Raw genomic sequence first — 17,086 nt, forward strand, 5'->3', positions numbered from 1 at the left:
GGAGATGAAGCATGGATCAGTTATTTAGATATCCGTTGCACCAAATTCCGTTGGTAGCAATGGCCATTATTATTGCATTATCAGTGCATGAATTTGCGCATGCATATGTTGCATATAAATTTGGAGACGATACAGCAAAGAAGCAAGGCCGTTTAACATTATCACCGATGGCACACTTAGATCCTATCGGGATGATTGCTGTATTAATTCTTGGTTTTGGTTGGGCAAGACCGGTACCAGTTAATCCGTATAATTTTAAAAGACCGCGTCTTGCAGGAATATTAGTTTCGATTGCAGGACCAATTAGTAACTTAATTTTAAGCGCAATCGGTTTAATTATTTGGTATAGCTTATTAAAATTTGGCGTATTGTACTCAATCCCATCTGCAGTAGCAGATACATTAGCTCAATTTTTCCAGATTTTTATTATGTTGAATATCGTTTTACTTGTCTTTAACTTATTACCAATTCCACCACTTGATGGATATCGCGTAGTGGAGGATCTAGCACCAGCAAATATTCGTGCGAAAATGACACAGTATGAAAAGTATGGGGCGATAGCGTTATTAATTCTTGTTATTACACCGCTTAGCAATTACACAATCCAGCCTATTTTTAATGTTGTTATTCCGTATGTATTAATATTTTTACAGAATATCATTGCGCCTATTTTCGGCCTTTAAACGAGGAGGAGCTTACATATGACAGAGAAAAAGAAAAAAATCGGTTTTAATATCGTGAAAAATGATTCAACGGATGGACATGGTGGTTTTGGTGTTGGAGCATTAAGTCTAGAAAATATTTCACCTGTATTTGTCGATGTACTAGAGAAAACAGCATTTGTTGATATCGGTGCAATGCATGCACGTAGTACAGTCGAAAAAGGTATTAAGTTTTTAACAAATAAAGATGAAGTTCCAAACGGAAAACCATTTTGGCTTGTGTGGGTAACGATTGAAAGAACGGCGACAGGTGCTTATTATGCAGGTGTAACAGCTTGTGAAATGACAGTTGACCGTGAAATTCGCCGCGGATATAAATCACTTCCAGAGCACGTAAACAAAATGGATAAATCAATGAAGCGTCACATTATGGTTGACCATATGGATGAATCATCTAAAAAAGTACTTGGTACGTTCTTGAAAGAACATAATGAAGCGATTTGGAACGAATCTAGTGAAGAATTGCGCCGTGCATTATTAAGTGAATAAAAAATAGCTGACGGATGCCCGTCAGCTATTTTTTTTACCAAGGAAGATATTTTTTCCACCAACTTGTTTTTTTCTTTTCTTCAGTTGTTTTTTCAAATTCTTCTTTATCATCAACATGATCCATACAATATTCAGTTGGTTCAGTACCTTTTGCGAAATACATTTTAACTGAAATCGGACAGTTTTTTGTAGCGATTTTTCCGTTTTCAGGGTTAATATCGACTGCAACGACGTCATTTGGTTGTTTAAACTCTTTTTTAGGTTGTCCATCTAAGCCTTTTTCCATCGTATCGGTCCAAATTCTTTTTGCATATCCTTGTTCTGCTACATTTGAAATCGATTTAGGTTGATCGTATCCAACCCATACACCCGTTACGATTTGCGGGGTAAATCCAATCATCCAACTATCCGTTTCAGTAGAACCAGACTTTCCAGCATATGTTCTTGATAGCTTTGATAACATCGATTGACCAGTTACAGCAGCATAACTGCTTAGTTTTTTATTAAACATACCCGTCATCATTTCTTCCATCACAAACGCTTTGCTCTTATCAAGAACTTGCTTACTCTCCAAATGAGCATCGTATAACATATTTCCTTCATGGTCCATAATGCGGCGAATAAATACTGGTTTTACTTCTTTTCCACCGTTTGCGAACATGCTATAAGCGTTAACCATTTCAATTGGTTTTACAGGAGATGTACCGAGAGCGAGAGACGGAACATCCTTTAATGCGGTAGTAATACCGAATTGCTTCGCTGTTTTTGTAAGAATGTCTTCGCCTAAAAATAAATTGGTCTTCACGGCATATACGTTATCAGAGACCGCAAGAGCTTGTGCCATTGTTACAAAATCGTCTGCATAATAGTCTTTATAGTTTTTCGGTTTATACTTTGAAACACCGTCACCTAAAGTGAAAACAGTATATTCGCTTTTTAAGCGCGTAGCAGGGGTGAATCCTCGTTCTAATGCCGCGTAATACAGAAATGGCTTAAACGTAGATCCAGGCTGGCGAGCGGCTTGTGTAGCCCTGTTAAATTGACTTGTATTATAATCAGTTCCACCAACAAGGGCAGCTACTTCACCTGTTTTCGGATTCATAGAGACGAGCGCAGTTTGTATGTTTGTTGTGGCAGGTATATGATCTTTTACAGCTTGCTCTGCGACCGATTGTAATTTAGGGTCTAGCGTTGTATAAATGCGCAAACCACCTTTTTGTAATGCTTGTTCATCTAATCCGATATCACGAAGAAGAGAAGCTTGTACAGCATCTTGGAAATAAGGCGCGATTTCTGCCACTTTTTTCGTATCTAATGAGGCAAAGGTTAATGGCTCTTTCTTCGCTGACGTTGCTTGTTTCTTCGTAATATAACCTTGTTCTACCATTTCGTCTAATATGAGAGATTGTCGTCCTTTCGCACGATCCTCTTTTAAAAAGGGAGAGTAGACACTAGGTCCTTTCGGAATACCTGCGAGCATACTAGCTTCCGCTAATGTTAGTTCTTTTGCTGTTTTATCGAAATATAGACGAGACGCAGCTTCGATTCCGTAAGCGCCATGCCCGTAATAAATTGTATTTAAATATCCTTCTAAAATATGATTTTTATTATAGTTCACTTCAAGGCGAATTGTGTACATCGCTTCTAATAGTTTACGTTTCCACGTTTTATCATGATCTAAGTATAGGTTACGAGCATACTGTTGTGTAATCGTACTAGCACCTTGGACTTTTGCCATCGCTTTTAAATCGGCAACAATAGCGCCAGCAATACGCTTCATATCAAAGCCATGATGTTTGTAGAATCGTTGATCTTCGATAGATAGTGTCGCCTCTTTTACATAAGGAGAAATTTCATTGAGAGATACATTGTAACGTTTTTGCATTTCATTACTTTGTCCGATAACAGTGTCATCATTAGCGTAAAAGACACTTGTTTGCGGGACTGCAACAGGAGGAGGTCCCATAATTTTTGCAACTATAATAATAACAAAAAAGGAAAAAACGAAAAAAAGAACAGAAGAAAACATTACGGTGAAGAAAAGACGTTTATATTTTTTAAGTTTCGGATTCATAGTTTGATCCATCTTTTTCAGCCCCTCAATACTAATACAAACATTATTGTATTAGTATTGAGGGTTTTCGGTTATTTTAAACAATGAAATTTCGAAAACAAAAAGCTCCTTCAATTAAGAAAGGAGCTCAAAGGCACGTGCTGGCCAATCGGTAATAATGACATCTACGCCGTAGTCAATCATAGTTTGTAAATCTTTGTATTCGTTAATTGTGTAAGGACGGAAAGCGTACCCTTGATTTTGTGCAAATTGGACAAATTCTTTTGTTAATAATTGAAAGTTTGGGTGTAAACCAGTTGCGTTTCTATTTTTCGCTTCAGCAATCGGATCAGCAAGTGGTGTATCATATAAAATTGCTCTTGGGATTTTAGGAGCTATTTCTGCTAGTAATGAAACAGAGTCGTGGTTAAATGATGAGAATACAATTTGATTAGATAGATGATATTCACGAACGAGAGCGACAACTTTTTCTTCAATGTTTGGATAGTGAATGACGTCTGTTTTTAACTCAATGTTGAGCTGTAACTTTGTTGTAGATAGCCAAATGAATACTTCGCGTAACGTTGGGATTTTTGCTTCATGGAAAGAAGGGTCTTTATGGCTGCCGGCATCTAAAGCTTGTAATTCCGCTACCGTTTTTTCAGAAACAAGACCTATGCCATTTGTTGTACGATCTACTGTTTCATCGTGAATCACGACAAGTTCACCATCTTTTGATAGGTGGACATCAAGTTCAATTCCATGAGCACCAATGCGTTCAGCTTCTTGGAAGGCAATCATCGTATTTTCTGGATGTGTTCCTTTTACCCCGCGATGAGCGAAAATAAGTGGTTTATTCATACGGAAATCTCCTTATCGTTTCTTTTCTTTTCTTTTCTTTCATTATGAAACTGCTTTTGGAAAAATACAATTGAATAGGATAAACATTTACAAAAGTCTAACAGTTGCACAAAAGTTAACGTTAACGTAAAATGTAATAATTGAGTGAAGGGAGGAATAAACATGTATAAAATTGATGAAGTCACAAAGCAAGTTGGTTTAACAAAACGTACACTTCGTTATTATGAGGAAATTGGTTTAATTCATCCCCCTGAACGTAGTGAGGGGAACATTCGCCTGTATACAGACGAGGATATTGCGAGAATTAAAAGGATTGTGGAAGCGAAAGAAGTGCTAGGGATTACGCTTCAAGAAATGCAACATTTCTTATCATTAAAAGAAAGAATGGAGCAAAGAAGAAATAGTGAGAATCCTCGTGACCGCGAAGTGATTCAAGAAATTAAAGAGATGCTTGAAAAACAAGTGCAAACGTTAGACGAGAAAATGGAGCAAATGCAGCGCGTAAAGGCGGAACTCGAAGATAGCTTACATCGTGCAGCGACATTTTTAGAGAATACAAAAGGAGAGTAATCAAAATGGAGAGCAAACAAAAACTAGGGAGATTGATTACAGTGGTGGCTACCTTCCTTGCCTTTTCAGGTATAGGGGTAGTCGATCCAATCTTGCCGATTATTGCTGAAAAGATTGGTGCATCGCATTGGCAAGTAGAGATGTTATTTACAGCATATATTTTAACGATGGCAATTATGATGTTACCAGCTGGAATATTCGCATCGAGATTTGGTGATAAAAGAATGATGACGATTGGTCTTGCGATCGTAACTGTATTTGCGTTTATATGCGGTATATCGCAAACGATTGCTCAATTATCTCTTTTCCGCGCTGGATGGGGATTAGGGAATGCAATGTTCTTTGCAACGGCAATGACATTATTGATTGCATTAAGTAAAGAAGTTCATGAAGCAGTAGGATTATATGAAGCAGCTATCGGTTTAGGGATGGCAGGCGGACCCTTATTAGGCGGGATATTAGGTGGACATTCTTGGCGGTACCCATTTTTTGCGACGAGTATTTTAATTTTCTTAGCATTTATTTTAGTTTTCTTTTTTGTAAAAGAACCGGAGCGAAAAGTGAAACGTAAAGCGGCAGGCGTGGGAGAATTACTTAACCTAGTGAAATATAAACCGTTTATGCAAGGTGCAATTTCAGGAATGTTATACTACTACGGATTTTTCGTTGTATTAGCATATTCACCACTTATTATGCATTTATCTGCGATTCAATTAGGATTCGTATTTTGCGGATGGGGATTAGCGTTAGCTTACGGTTCTGCAATTTTGGCTCATAAGTTAGAAGGGAAATATGAGCCGAAAGCATTGTTGAAAGGTAGTTTACTCGTATTTGCGCTTTTCTTAATCGCATTATTCTTTGTGAAAATTATGTGGTTACAAATTGTATTAATTGTTCTATCAGGATTAGCATCCGGATTAAATAATGCACTATTTACAAGTTATGTAATGGATATTTCACCTTATGAAAGATCTGTTACATCAGGTGTTTATAACTTCGTTCGTTGGTTAGGTGGCGCAATTGCACCAATCTTATCAGGAATCATCGGTCACACTGTTTCACCGCAAAGTCCGTTTTTAGTCGGTGGAATTGTTGTGCTAGTCGGTTGTGTAATGATTTTAATTCCAGTTCGAAAGCCGGTAGAAGTAGAGACAAAAGCCCTTTCTTAAGAAAGGGTTCCTTTATACATATATGTTAGAACCCTCTGACTAAAATATATTTTCGGTATTTTTGTACTTTTAACTATACTTTTTGGATGTTTTGTTTTATTTTTGTTAGGGGACATTAATGATGTCCCTATTATAAATTTGCATTGAGAGGCGTGATTGTACGATGGAACTATGGTTCACTGAAAAACAAACAAAACATTTTGGGATTACGGCGCGTATTAACCGCACATTACATACGGAGCAAACAGAATTCCAAAAACTTGATATGGTTGAAACGGAAGAGTTCGGAAACATGCTTATTTTAGACGGCATGGTTATGACAACAGAAAAAGATGAGTTCGTTTATCATGAAATGGTAGCGCACGTACCTTTATTTACACATCCAAACCCTGAAAACGTATTAGTTGTAGGTGGTGGCGATGGTGGTGTTATTCGTGAAGTGTTAAAACACCCAAGCGTAAAGAAAGCAACTCTTGTTGAAATCGATGGAAAAGTAATTGAGTACTCTAAACAATACTTACCATCAATTGCAGGCGCATTAGACAATGAGCGTGTAGAAGTAAAAGTAGGAGACGGTTTCCTACACATCGCAGAAAGCGAAAATGAATATGACGTAATTATGGTAGATTCTACTGAGCCAGTAGGACCAGCAGTAAACTTATTTACAAAAGGATTCTACGCTGGAATTTCTAAAGCGTTAAAAGAAGACGGTATTTTCGTTGCACAAACGGACAACCCTTGGTTCACACCAGAACTAATTACAACTGTGTTTAAAGACGTAAAAGAGATCTTCCCAATTACTCGTTTATACACAGCGAACATTCCAACTTACCCAAGTGGTCTTTGGACGTTTACAATTGGATCTAAAAAACATGATCCATTAGAAGTAAGTGAAGAGCGTTTCCACGAAATCGAAACGAAATACTACACAAAAGAATTACACAATGCAGCATTCGCATTACCGAAATTTGTTGGCGATTTAATTAAGTAAGAGAATCGTATTAAATAAATAAAGTGTAAGTAGCTCATTTAAGGTGTTTGTCCAGAAGACTTGAACATGCTAGCTACTTACACTCCTGTAAAGAAAATCGTCTTCTTGTTATGAAACAGAAGACCCGGTAAATCGAGAAAGAGGAGCAGGTCGCTCCAAATTTGAGAAATAGTGAAAGGTTGGGATACCTTAAGTTCCACATAAGGAGGAAAAGAATATGCGTTTTGATGAAGCTTATTCAGGTAAAGTATTTATTAAAAGTCATCCAAGTTTTGAAGAGTCAAAGGTAGTTATTTACGGGATGCCTATGGACTGGACAGTAAGTTACCGTCCAGGTTCTCGTTTTGGCCCTGCACGTATTCGTGAAGTATCAATCGGTCTTGAAGAATATAGCCCATATTTAGATCGTGAACTAGAAGAGGTAAAATATTTTGATGCGGGTGATATCCCATTACCATTCGGAAACGCACAACGCAGTTTAGACATGATTGAAGAGTATGTATCAAAACTTTTAGATGCCGATAAGTTTCCACTAGGTCTCGGCGGTGAGCACTTAGTGTCTTGGCCAATTTTTAAGGCAATGGCAAAAAAATATCCGGATTTAGCAATCATCCATATGGATGCTCATACTGATTTACGTGAATCGTATGAAGGGGAGCCTTTATCCCACTCTACACCTATTCGTAAAGTGTGCGATTTAATTGGTCCGGAAAACGTATATTCTTTCGGTATTCGTTCTGGAATGAAGGAAGAATTCGAATGGGCAAAAGAAGTAGGTATGAACTTATATAAATTTGACGTATTAGAACCGTTAAAAGAAGTACTACCGAAACTTGCAGGACGCCCAGTTTATGTCACAATCGACATTGACGTATTAGACCCAGCTCATGCTCCTGGAACAGGAACGTTAGAAGCTGGAGGTATCACATCTAAAGAATTATTAGATTCCATCGTGGCAATTGCAAATTCAAATATAAATGTAGTTGGAGCAGACTTAGTAGAAGTAGCTCCTGTCTACGACCATAGTGATCAAACACCAGTCGCAGCAAGCAAATTCGTGCGGGAAATGCTGCTCGGTTGGGTGAAGTAAAAGTGAAGCCGACTGTTTAGACCCGGTGACTAAGGTTCTTAGACGCAAGGGTCTAGCCGTTGTAGCTGCATAAAATAAGAGCCCCCTATATGAATAGGGGGCTCTTATTTTGTCGTTATGTGTCGGTAAGTCGATATATTCGAAAAATCGCCGATATAATTTCATTTACCAACATGCGACATAAAAAAGAGCTATTCTCAAACGATGAGAATAGCTCTTTTTTTATGCAACTTTTTCTTCCGAAGTAATGCCGCGAATTTCATCGGCAGAACGAATTGGATATTTGCGGAATATGATTGATCCGATATATCCAACAATAGTGGTAACGATTCCACATAGTACAGCAGCAATTGTTACTTTTACAACGTCATTAAATCCGAATAAGACAAGAAGTCCCGGGATTGGTGATGCTGTTCCTGGCGCATTATTAACGAGCTGGAACAGAGAGGTAATAATACCAGCAATTGCACCGCCAACGAAGTTTGTCGCATAAATAGGAATTGGATTTGCTGAAACAACATCGGCTTGTGTTAAAGGCTCGATTGCTACAGCGATTGTGTCTTTCTTTGAGCAAATTTTTAGTCGCTTAAAGAAAATAAAGTTCATCGGAGCTGAGGCTGCTACGGCAAGACTACCAATTGCCATTGGTAAACCTGTTAATCCAAGCATTGCAGTTAGTGCCATAGAACTTAATGGAGAGGTAGAAATAACTGTTATTAATCCACCAAGCATAATACCCATAATAATAGGACTTTCTGTAGTTGCAACTGAAATCATAGAACCGATTTTACCGAGTGTTGCGTTCACGAGCGGATCCATAAGCATTGCCATTCCACGCGAGATTGGTGCAGCAATAAATAAAATTGCTAAAAATTCTACACCAGCCGGCAATTTCTTTTCGAGAAATTTTACGACGAAAGCGCAAATGTATCCAGCGAAAAATCCTGGTAAAATACCGAAACCACTAGTAGCGATACCGATTAAAACAGCATATACGGGTGAAACACCGATTGCTAGTGCGACTAAAATTGCCGCTGCGACACCGCTCATACTACCGGAAGCTTCTCCTACTGATTGTAAAAAGTCATTATGAAACATTTCTCCACCGATATAACGGTGAAATGCTTCAATAAGAAAACTTGCGATTGCTGCATTAGCTAAAGCACCCATTGCTTTCATGCCGTAAGGAGCACGGTAACTAAAAAGTGTAAATAGACAAAGTACAACAAGTAATAGTGCTAAACCTTGCAAGATAGCCATTTGAAAACTGTCTCCTTTGATTTTTGTAATAAAAATTCGTATCATTCAATAATAATATAAAAGTTTGTTAAACGGAAAAATTTTTTGATGGGAATTTGCTATAAAGGGAAAAACTCTTACAATAATGTAAGGAAAGTGTAAGGCGTTTCGATAGAGTATAGTATGTTGTTTTTCGTATAATACATGTATAGACATAAGGTTAGTGAGAAAGAAGTGCAAACAGGAGGCGCATTTATGAAATTGGTAATTAAAGTTTTAGCTGTGTTCGCCATTATTTTAGGAGGAACAGCATATTATTTAAACACAAAAACAGAAGGTGTACATGCTTTTGTAGACAACTTCTTTTCAAATAAAGAAATACAAGATTATTATGCGGTTATAGATAAAGGTGAGAAAAAAGATGGCGAATACTTATACACCTTTAAAGGGTATACAGAAGACGGAAAGTTACAAGTTGTGAAAAGAATGATGAACCGTGAATTGCATACGGGGGCATTTATAAAAATTTATGCAAAAGGTATGCAAGGAAAAGGATGGGCTGAAATCTCAAAAGAATCAATTCCGCAAAAAGCGTTGGAAAAAATAGAAAAACCATAAAAGGAGCGACTCATTCGCTCCTTTTTTAGTGCGTTAAAATGGTAATCGATGTCTTTTCTTTGTTAGAAATGATTTTTGCACGTCCACCAATTGGGAAAGTGAAAATCGGGGTTGTATGCCCGAAACTTGCGTTTGCAATGATAGGGATATGTGCAAGTTCAGATTTTGAAGCGATCATTTCTTGAATGTCTTCTATCGTACATTCTGCGCCTTTTTGCATCTTTCCTATGACGATGCCCTTTACACACTCAAAATCGGGCTGCTGCATAAGGGAATGTAAATAACGATCAAAAGTTTTAAGAGTAGCTGTTCCAGTTAAACTATCCTCTTCAAGAAATAAAATTGTATCCTGTAAATTTGGCATATACGGTGTACCTTGTAGTAAATTCAATGTGCTCATATTACCACCGATAATCTCTCCAGTTGCTTCGCCTTCGTGAATGGAAACATATCCTTCATTTTTAATGAATTCTCGATTTTCCTGATCAATGTACCAAGAATCATCGCTCCATGTTTCAGATGGCAGGACTTCGATAGGCTCATTAGAAGTTAAGCATTTTAAAAAGTAATCGTTCGTATACTCGAGCCCTTTCTTCATTCCAAATGAAGAGAAATGGGGTCCTGAATATGTAACGAGTCCTGTTTTTGCGTAGATGGCATTATTTAAAGCGGTAATATCAGAATAGCCACAGAAAAACTTTGGATTTTCTCGAATTAAATTATAATCAAGATGTTTCAATAAACCATTAGAGTTGTATCCGCCAAGTGTCGTTAAAATGGCTTTTACATTCGGGTCTCTAAATGCTTCGTGGAGGTCTTGAATGCGTGAAGAAATGGAAGAGGAAGCAAATTGATCGATCTCATCAGCATATGTTGAGAATGTAACTTGAAAGCCCATGTCAGTTAATCTTTTTATAGCAAGCTCTTGGTTCGTATTTGAGACAATACTTAAACTACAAGATGGTGAAATAACTCTAATTTCATCACCTTTTTTCAATTTTGTTGGCAGCACATAATTCACCTCTTTAAATGAAAGAATATTTAGATTTAAAAAATATTTTATCATATGAAATAAAGTGAAAGTGAATTATTTTTTGAAATGGAGTTTTCCTGATTTTTCAGCAGACAGACAGAGGTTTTTTTTGATATGATAGGAAAAGTGATTTATTATAAGTAGTATTTAATATCTATAACATTTGAAAGGTGTGCAAGACGTGGAGAAACAACTTGCAGGCTTGCCGGTACACGTTCATTTCGTAACAGAAATCCGTGAAGGGGCGAGGAAGGAAACCGTTGCTTTTGAAGCAAATGGTCAATACTATGTAAAAGGTCAAGGTACATACGTAACATTCCAAGAGCCGAATGAACAGGGCGAAGTGAAAACAATTATTAAAATTCAAGGTGAACAAGTTCTCATTATGCGTTCAGGTGCTGTTTCAATGCGTCAAACGCATGTGAAAGGTGAATGGACAACTGGTACGTATACGAGTGAACTTGGTACGTTTGCATTGCAAACGAAAACTGATAACGTTCTTTTTAAATGGTCGGATGAAAAGAAAAAAGGACAACTCTTCTTAACGTACGCATTGCTTCTAAGTGAACAAGAAGCTGGCAGATATACAATTACACTTAATTTGAAGGAGGCAAAATAATGAATTCTTTAGAACAAGTAAAAGGATTAATTAAAGAAGAAATTCAAGCTGCTGTATTAAAGGCAGAATTAGCGACAGAAGAACAGATTCCAAACGTTGTATTAGAATCTCCAAAAGATAAAACAAACGGTGACTTCTCTACAAATATGGCAATGCAACTTGCACGCGTTGCAAAAAAAGCACCTCGTATGATTGCAGAAGAATTAGTTGCAAACTTCGATAAAGCAAAAGCTTCTATTGAAAAAATTGAAATCGCAGGTCCTGGTTTCATTAACTTCTATATGGATAATAGCTACTTAACAGACTTAATCCCAACAATCGTTAACGCTGGCGAAGCTTACGGTGAAACGAATACTGGTAAAGGTGAAAAAGTACAAATTGAGTTCGTATCTGCGAACCCAACAGGTGACCTTCACTTAGGACATGCACGTGGTGCGGCAGTGGGTGACACTTTATGTAACGTATTAGCAAAAGCAGGGTACGATGTATCTCGTGAGTACTACATTAATGACGCTGGTAACCAAATTCATAACTTAGCTCTTTCTGTTGAAGCTCGTTACATGCAAGCTTTAGGCCTAGAGAAAGAAATGCCAGAAGACGGATACCATGGTGCGGATATCATTGGAATCGGTAAGCTTTTAGCTGAAGAATTTGGTGATCGTTATGCAAAAGCTGATGCAGAAGAAAGCTATGAGTTCTATCGTTCATACGGTTTAAAATATGAGTTAGCAAAACTTCAAAAAGACTTAGAAAGCTTCCGTGTTAAATTCGATGTATGGTTCTCAGAAACATCATTATACAAAAACGGAAAAATCGATGCTGCACTTGCAGTGTTAAAAGAGCGTGATGAGATCTTTGAAGAAGGCGGCGCAACTTGGTTCCGTTCTATGACTTACGGTGACGACAAAAACCGTGTATTAATTAAAAACGACGGTTCTTACACATACTTAACGCCAGATATCGCTTACCACCGTGATAAATTAGAGCGTGGTTTCGATAAGTTAATCAACATTTGGGGTGCTGACCACCACGGTTACATTCCTCGTATGAAAGCTGCTATTCAAGCGCTTGGTTACGATAAAGAAACACTTGAAGTAGAAATCATCCAAATGGTACAACTGTACCAAAATGGTGAAAAAATGAAGATGAGTAAGCGTACAGGTAAAGCAGTTACACTTCGTGAGCTTATGGAAGAAGTAGGCGTGGACGCAATGCGTTACTTCTTCGCAATGCGTAGCGGTGATTCTCATTTAGACTTCGATATGGACTTAGCTGTATCAAAATCTAATGAAAACCCAGTATACTATGCACAATATGCTCATGCTCGCGTATGCAGTATCCTTCGTCAAGGTGAAGAGTTAGGATTAGCTACAGGCGGAGACGTGAACTACAAACTTGTTACTTCTGAGAAAGAAGTGGAGTTACTGAAAAAACTTGGTGAATTCCCAGCTGTAGTTGCGGATGCAGCGCAAAAACGTCTGCCACACCGCATTACAAGCTATGCATTTGAATTAGCAGCAGCATTACACAGCTTCTACAATGCAGAAAAAGTATTAAACCAAGACAACTTAGAATTAAGTAAAGCTCGCTATGAATTAATGAAGGCAGTACGTACTACACTTCAAAACGCATTAGCAATCGTAGGAGTATCTGCACCAGAAAAAATGTAATAAAGAAAAGCGGAAGCGGCTCGTTCAGAATAGGAGGGGGATGGAGCTCCTGACAAAGAGGTGTACTTTACCTCGGAGGAAGGCGCGAAGCCACCGAGTATTCTAGCCGCTGGAGCTGGACATAAAGAAAAGCGGAAGCCAATTTTTCGCTTTCAGTAAAAGGCAATCACACGATGTTGTGATTGCCTTTTTGTATGGAGATAATAAAAAAATAAAATTTTATCAAACAAAAGGAGAATTTGCGTCGTCTTATATAAATGGCAGGAGGTTTAAGGTGGAAGAAAAGGTAGAAGAATTAATTGATATATATAAGCAGCAAATATACTCCTTATGCTATAAATTAGCGAAAACGAAAGAAGATGCAGAAGATATTTTTCAAGAGACTTGGATAAAAGTTTTTTCCTCTAGGCACCAGCTTTCTTGCGTGGAAAATTATAAAAAATGGATTACTACAATTTGTGTTCGTACGTTTTATGATTTTTATCGTAAAAAGAAAAGGTGGAAAGATCGCGTATTGGATTTGTTTCACAAAGAGGATGGGGGAGAAATCGACTTCGCAGATGAAGTGAATATATCAGAAGAGTTTATTCAAAAAGTGGAAGCGGAAATGATAAGGGAAGTTATACAGTTATTGAATGAAAAATATAAAACTGTGCTCGTACTCTACTATTATGAACAATACTCTTATAAAGAAATGAGCGAAATATTAAATATACCGATTGGTACGGTAAAATACCGCCTTAATTATGCGAAGAAGCAAATGCGGGAACGTTTGGAGGGGTTCGTTTATGACGGAAGATAAGTTTGATCAGAAGATAAAAAGTAGCTTAGCGGGGGAGATGATTCCAAGCGAAGAGCTAATAAATAATACGAAGCAGATTGTGCGAAATGCTCAAAAGATAGAGAAGAGATGGGTTATTTGTATTCATGCCGTTTGGATTGTTTTGTTGACAATTGTTACGGAGCAGTTTGTCACTCATTTGAATCATACAGTCCCTATGTTGATAGCAAGTTTGATTATGATGCATCTATACGTTCCTATATATGTTGTCATACAGTCATTTTTAAAGAAGGAGTATAAATTACATGATAGAGTTCGCTAATCCATTTGTAGTATTTGAGATAGCTGGGATTACAATGCTTTTGACTTTTATAGCACTTTTAGTATGCGTAGCATCATGGGTGTATACAGATGCGAAAACGCGTGGGATAAGTAAGTGGTGGAGTGTTATAGCGATTGTATTACCATTTTTTATTGGAGTTTTGTTATATATGATACGAAGAAGTAACAAGAAAATAGAAGGAGAACATACAATGAAGGCTATGAAAAAACAAAAGATAACATTAGTCGTCATATTTGCAAGTACAATGTTTGTATTGCTGAGCGGCTTTGCTTTCGTTCAAACGTTAGATGATATGTGGAAAGCCGGTGATATATATTTAGAAAGTGAGAAGCAAGGAGAGACAAGTTATGAAGCAAAATTCTCATCATGGGATATTGCTGGGAAAGGTATTGAAATTCAGTACGAGAAAGATACAGAAGTGACATTTTCTTATGAGACAGATGCAAAACGCGGTAATTTATGCTTTAGCTTGTATGAAAGACAAGGGGAAGGGATAAAAGAGTTAAAGGAAATTTGTGAATCGAAAACAGGTACTTTTACAGTTACATTAAAAGCGAATGAAAAATATGTGTTTAATATAAGTGGTGTAATGGTGAAAGATGGATTTGTGAAAGTGAATTGGGAAGCAAAATAAAGAGCCTTGAGAAAGGCCCTTTATTTTATTGGATAGTATAAGTAACAGAAAAGCTAACAGGACTATAGTAAACGAAAGGTGCATGAAATTGAACATACATATTTCCATCTGTTTTTGCAGTGAAAATTCTGCCGTACCCATCAGAATAACGCCCGATAAGGTTATGATTTGAGTCATAAACACTGTAACTAGGAGTTTTGCTATTAGGTTGAATTGTTAACTCTTGTCCCTTTTGAAGGAAAACAGGTTCTTGTTCAGAACTACTTCCAGTTTGCAAGGAATAAAATTTTGTAAAGCTGTTTTCTTGAACGGCAGCAGCGACCTTTGTTTCGGGAATAAGCGCGGTAGCACCAGTAATTCCTGCTAAAGTTAACGCACCGGCTAAAATCATTTTTTTCATAGTAGAAAAAGCCTCCTTATTAGTTGTAATCATTATTGTTACAGTTAATATTGTATATGATAATGAGCAGGAGGAAATATGCTTTTATGCATATATGTATTTTCTCAATAAAAGACCACTGACAAAAATCAGTGGTCTTTTAAATGGTTAAGCAGCTTTCTGTTCAGTTTGAGTAACAGGCTTTTGAAGTGTATTATAAACTCCTGTCCCGATAACCTCTAATGCCATTTTCATACGTTCAGGCGAAATGTTTTCTAACACATTATCTTGAGGTGTATGGTATACCTTCTCAATGTGATAGATTAATGGATTCCAACTATCGACACCCATCCAAATAAATAGAGCGGCAGGAATACCAACTTCAGCAAATGGAACGTGATCACTAGAGCTGAATTTCCCTTGCAGTACGAGGTCATTATTTAATTGTTTACCTGCTTGTAGGGCCGCGTCTGTTACAAGGTTTGGAGAACCATTAGGCGTCATAGCATATAAATTCTTTGCTTTATCGTAATTTGTTGCAACCATGTCTGCATTAAAGACACCTAAAATTCGATCGCGTTCTTTTTGAGGCAGACTATTAACGTAATAATCGGAGCCAAGTAAGCCAGTTTCTTCAGAACCAAAAGCAATAAAACGAATTTCTTTATCAGTTTCTACATTTTGAAAAGCACGAGCTAACTCTAATACTAATCCTGTACCAGAAGCATTGTCGTTTGCTCCAGGTGCTCCAACTACGCTATCATAGTGCGAACTTACAACGACAGCTTTTTCATTACCTGTACTATTTTTTGGTTTCTTTTTAGCGATGACATTTAGTGATGTTAAGTTAGATTCATGTCTCGCCTTTAGAGAAAGAATTGTTGTCCCTTTTTTAGCGATTTCCTCTTTAAATGCATTTCCTTGCGCATAAGCAAGACCAAAGACAGGGATAGACTGCTTTTTCGTTAGGCGGGGATTGAAGGTTTGTCCATAATTTCCGCGTCCGCCAATTAAACTGTATAAAAGGACACCTTTTGCTCCTTTGCTAACAGCATTTTCAACTTGTTTATTATAGTCTGTAACTGTTGTTCCTCTTTCAAATAGAACAATTTTTCCGTTTACTTCATTTGGGATATCCTCTAATTTTGTCCCACCTTGAACAAAGATAAGAGGGGCTGTAACAGCTTCTGTAGAAATTAGTGCGTTAGGGGCAGCGCCAGCTTGCCAATTACGCTTTGTGGATAATGGTGAGCCAATGAATCCAACGTATTGATCAGGCACTTGAAACGGTTGATATTCTACTTCATAGCCCATTGATTTAAGTTGCATACCAACATAGCGAGAAGCCCATTCTTCTGATTTTGTCCCACCAGGGCGAGGACCAATTGTTTCGGATAAGAAACGAATATGTTCGATGGCGCGGCTTGCATCAACTTGTTTTGTGATAGGTGAAGTCTGTGTGATTTCTGACGTGGAATCAGCTTTGGCTTGTCCGATTGGAGCTAAGCTAACAGCGAGTGATACAGCAAGCAAAGAGCTTACTATTTTTTGTTTCAAAGTTTTTTTCATTTTTTCCTCTCCTATTCTTCTATTCTCTCTGCCTGACAAAAGAAGACGAATAACGACTTCATTTTACTGTTATCTTCGCTTATTTTCAATATTCTGACATTGAGAAATAAAAAAACGCTATATGCATATTTGCATATTTTTGATGGAGATATGTATGCTATCATTTTAAATGAAGGTTCGCTTTCTGCTTGGAAAGCTCCTACATTGCATGAATCTAGTGTACCCAAACTTTAGATTATGTAGAGAAAAGAATCCT

General features: G+C 37.4%; 18 protein-coding genes. 12 read left to right on the top strand and 6 right to left on the bottom strand.

Annotation, left to right across the window (positions count from 1 at the left end):
- The first annotated feature begins 11 nt into the window (after positions 1 to 11).
- The gene (locus MR115_RS07730; RefSeq protein ID WP_097817113.1) at positions 12 to 683 is read left to right on the top strand and encodes a site-2 protease family protein; all 672 of its coding nucleotides are present in this window, start codon (positions 12 to 14) and stop codon (positions 681 to 683) included.
- A gap of 18 nt (positions 684 to 701) precedes the next feature.
- Positions 702 to 1,211 carry a YwhD family protein gene (locus MR115_RS07735; protein ID WP_000136683.1) on the top strand — a complete coding sequence of 170 codons (510 nt, stop codon included), beginning with the start codon at positions 702 to 704 and terminating at the stop codon, positions 1,209 to 1,211.
- 34 nt (positions 1,212 to 1,245) lie between these two features.
- Here the strand turns inward: MR115_RS07735 and MR115_RS07740 are convergent, their stop codons facing one another.
- Positions 1,246 to 3,297, bottom strand: a complete 2,052-nt coding sequence (locus MR115_RS07740) for a transglycosylase domain-containing protein (protein WP_242240723.1) — start codon at positions 3,295 to 3,297, stop codon at positions 1,246 to 1,248.
- A gap of 102 nt (positions 3,298 to 3,399) precedes the next feature.
- Positions 3,400 to 4,125: a glycerophosphodiester phosphodiesterase gene (locus MR115_RS07745; RefSeq protein WP_242240724.1), complete on the bottom strand. Its 726-nt coding sequence runs from the start codon at positions 4,123 to 4,125 to the stop codon at positions 3,400 to 3,402.
- Between the two features lie 162 nt (positions 4,126 to 4,287).
- Here MR115_RS07745 and MR115_RS07750 point away from each other — a divergent pair, with 162 nt between their 5' ends.
- From MR115_RS07750 to speB, 4 genes are all read left to right on the top strand, one after another.
- Positions 4,288 to 4,695 (top strand): MerR family transcriptional regulator, encoded by a 408-nt coding sequence (locus MR115_RS07750; RefSeq protein ID WP_061680054.1) that lies wholly within the window; start codon positions 4,288 to 4,290, stop codon positions 4,693 to 4,695.
- Positions 4,696 to 4,700: 5 nt separating this feature from the next.
- Positions 4,701 to 5,864, top strand: a complete 1,164-nt coding sequence (locus MR115_RS07755) for an MFS transporter (RefSeq protein ID WP_098884454.1) — start codon at positions 4,701 to 4,703, stop codon at positions 5,862 to 5,864.
- A 163-nt stretch (positions 5,865 to 6,027) separates the two neighbouring features.
- Positions 6,028 to 6,855, top strand: coding sequence for a polyamine aminopropyltransferase (gene speE, locus MR115_RS07760; protein ID WP_000424696.1), 828 nt, complete (start codon positions 6,028 to 6,030; stop codon positions 6,853 to 6,855).
- 217 nt (positions 6,856 to 7,072) lie between these two features.
- Positions 7,073 to 7,945: an agmatinase gene (gene speB, locus MR115_RS07765; RefSeq protein WP_001209831.1), complete on the top strand. Its 873-nt coding sequence runs from the start codon at positions 7,073 to 7,075 to the stop codon at positions 7,943 to 7,945.
- 222 nt (positions 7,946 to 8,167) lie between these two features.
- On the opposite strand, the gene MR115_RS07770 is transcribed toward speB, so the two are convergent.
- Positions 8,168 to 9,205, bottom strand: coding sequence for a PTS sugar transporter subunit IIC (locus MR115_RS07770; RefSeq protein WP_242240725.1), 1,038 nt, complete (start codon positions 9,203 to 9,205; stop codon positions 8,168 to 8,170).
- Between the two features lie 234 nt (positions 9,206 to 9,439).
- Here MR115_RS07770 and MR115_RS07775 point away from each other — a divergent pair, with 234 nt between their 5' ends.
- Positions 9,440 to 9,802, top strand: a complete 363-nt coding sequence (locus tag MR115_RS07775; RefSeq protein ID WP_061680051.1) for a YxeA family protein — start codon at positions 9,440 to 9,442, stop codon at positions 9,800 to 9,802.
- A 25-nt stretch (positions 9,803 to 9,827) separates the two neighbouring features.
- On the opposite strand, the gene MR115_RS07780 is transcribed toward MR115_RS07775, so the two are convergent.
- Complete coding sequence (locus MR115_RS07780) at positions 9,828 to 10,814, bottom strand: S66 family peptidase (RefSeq protein ID WP_242240726.1); 987 nt, start codon at positions 10,812 to 10,814, stop codon at positions 9,828 to 9,830.
- A 202-nt stretch (positions 10,815 to 11,016) separates the two neighbouring features.
- On the opposite strand from MR115_RS07780, the gene MR115_RS07785 reads away from it, so the two are divergent.
- The 5 genes from MR115_RS07785 (at position 11,017) to MR115_RS07805 (ending at position 14,882) form a co-directional block, all read left to right on the top strand.
- Complete coding sequence (locus tag MR115_RS07785) at positions 11,017 to 11,454, top strand: YwiB family protein (protein WP_000414871.1); 438 nt, start codon at positions 11,017 to 11,019, stop codon at positions 11,452 to 11,454.
- Entirely contained in the window at positions 11,454 to 13,124 is a 1,671-nt protein-coding gene (gene argS, locus MR115_RS07790; RefSeq protein WP_001086441.1) for an arginine--tRNA ligase, read from the top strand. Before MR115_RS07785 ends, argS begins: the two co-directional genes overlap by 1 nt.
- A 274-nt stretch (positions 13,125 to 13,398) precedes the next feature.
- Positions 13,399 to 13,926: an RNA polymerase sigma factor gene (locus MR115_RS07795; protein ID WP_242240727.1), complete on the top strand. Its 528-nt coding sequence runs from the start codon at positions 13,399 to 13,401 to the stop codon at positions 13,924 to 13,926.
- Positions 13,913 to 14,227 carry an anti-sigma factor gene (locus MR115_RS07800; protein ID WP_242240729.1) on the top strand — a complete coding sequence of 105 codons (315 nt, stop codon included), beginning with the start codon at positions 13,913 to 13,915 and terminating at the stop codon, positions 14,225 to 14,227. The genes MR115_RS07795 and MR115_RS07800 overlap by 14 nt, the downstream gene beginning before the upstream one ends.
- Positions 14,211 to 14,882 carry an ABA4-like family protein gene (locus MR115_RS07805; protein WP_242240730.1) on the top strand — a complete coding sequence of 224 codons (672 nt, stop codon included), beginning with the start codon at positions 14,211 to 14,213 and terminating at the stop codon, positions 14,880 to 14,882. The genes MR115_RS07800 and MR115_RS07805 overlap by 17 nt, the downstream gene beginning before the upstream one ends.
- 25 nt (positions 14,883 to 14,907) lie before the next feature.
- Here MR115_RS07805 and MR115_RS07810 read toward each other — a convergent pair whose 3' ends face one another.
- On the bottom strand, positions 14,908 to 15,282 hold the full coding sequence (locus tag MR115_RS07810) for a hypothetical protein (RefSeq protein ID WP_242240731.1): 375 nt from the start codon (positions 15,280 to 15,282) through the stop codon (positions 14,908 to 14,910).
- A gap of 147 nt (positions 15,283 to 15,429) precedes the next feature.
- The gene (locus MR115_RS07815; RefSeq protein ID WP_242240732.1) at positions 15,430 to 16,830 is read right to left on the bottom strand and encodes a M28 family metallopeptidase; all 1,401 of its coding nucleotides are present in this window, start codon (positions 16,828 to 16,830) and stop codon (positions 15,430 to 15,432) included.
- Between the last annotated feature and the right edge of the window lie 256 nt (positions 16,831 to 17,086).

It is taken from the genome of Bacillus cereus group sp. BfR-BA-01309 (assembly GCF_022664315.1).
Classification (GTDB): Bacteria; Bacillota; Bacilli; order Bacillales; family Bacillaceae_G; genus Bacillus_A; species Bacillus_A mobilis.

Excerpts from the sequence above, each read along its gene's own strand:
- MR115_RS07805 (WP_242240730.1), top strand. The coding sequence starts at position 14,211 with ATGATAGAGTTCGCTAATCCATTTGTAGTATTTGAGATAGCTGGGATT.
- MR115_RS07735 (WP_000136683.1), top strand. The coding sequence starts at position 702 with ATGACAGAGAAAAAGAAAAAAATCGGTTTTAATATCGTGAAAAATGAT.
- MR115_RS07775 (WP_061680051.1), top strand. The coding sequence starts at position 9,440 with ATGAAATTGGTAATTAAAGTTTTAGCTGTGTTCGCCATTATTTTAGGA.
- MR115_RS07810 (WP_242240731.1), bottom strand. The coding sequence starts at position 15,282 with ATGAAAAAAATGATTTTAGCCGGTGCGTTAACTTTAGCAGGAATTACT.
- speE (WP_000424696.1), top strand. The coding sequence starts at position 6,028 with ATGGAACTATGGTTCACTGAAAAACAAACAAAACATTTTGGGATTACG.
- MR115_RS07815 (WP_242240732.1), bottom strand. The coding sequence starts at position 16,830 with ATGAAAAAAACTTTGAAACAAAAAATAGTAAGCTCTTTGCTTGCTGTA.
- MR115_RS07800 (WP_242240729.1), top strand. The coding sequence starts at position 13,913 with ATGACGGAAGATAAGTTTGATCAGAAGATAAAAAGTAGCTTAGCGGGG.
- MR115_RS07745 (WP_242240724.1), bottom strand. The coding sequence starts at position 4,125 with ATGAATAAACCACTTATTTTCGCTCATCGCGGGGTAAAAGGAACACAT.
- MR115_RS07730 (WP_097817113.1), top strand. The coding sequence starts at position 12 with ATGGATCAGTTATTTAGATATCCGTTGCACCAAATTCCGTTGGTAGCA.
- MR115_RS07740 (WP_242240723.1), bottom strand. The coding sequence starts at position 3,297 with ATGGATCAAACTATGAATCCGAAACTTAAAAAATATAAACGTCTTTTC.
- argS (WP_001086441.1), top strand. The coding sequence starts at position 11,454 with ATGAATTCTTTAGAACAAGTAAAAGGATTAATTAAAGAAGAAATTCAA.
- MR115_RS07750 (WP_061680054.1), top strand. The coding sequence starts at position 4,288 with ATGTATAAAATTGATGAAGTCACAAAGCAAGTTGGTTTAACAAAACGT.
- MR115_RS07755 (WP_098884454.1), top strand. The coding sequence starts at position 4,701 with ATGGAGAGCAAACAAAAACTAGGGAGATTGATTACAGTGGTGGCTACC.
- MR115_RS07770 (WP_242240725.1), bottom strand. The coding sequence starts at position 9,205 with ATGGCTATCTTGCAAGGTTTAGCACTATTACTTGTTGTACTTTGTCTA.
- speB (WP_001209831.1), top strand. The coding sequence starts at position 7,073 with ATGCGTTTTGATGAAGCTTATTCAGGTAAAGTATTTATTAAAAGTCAT.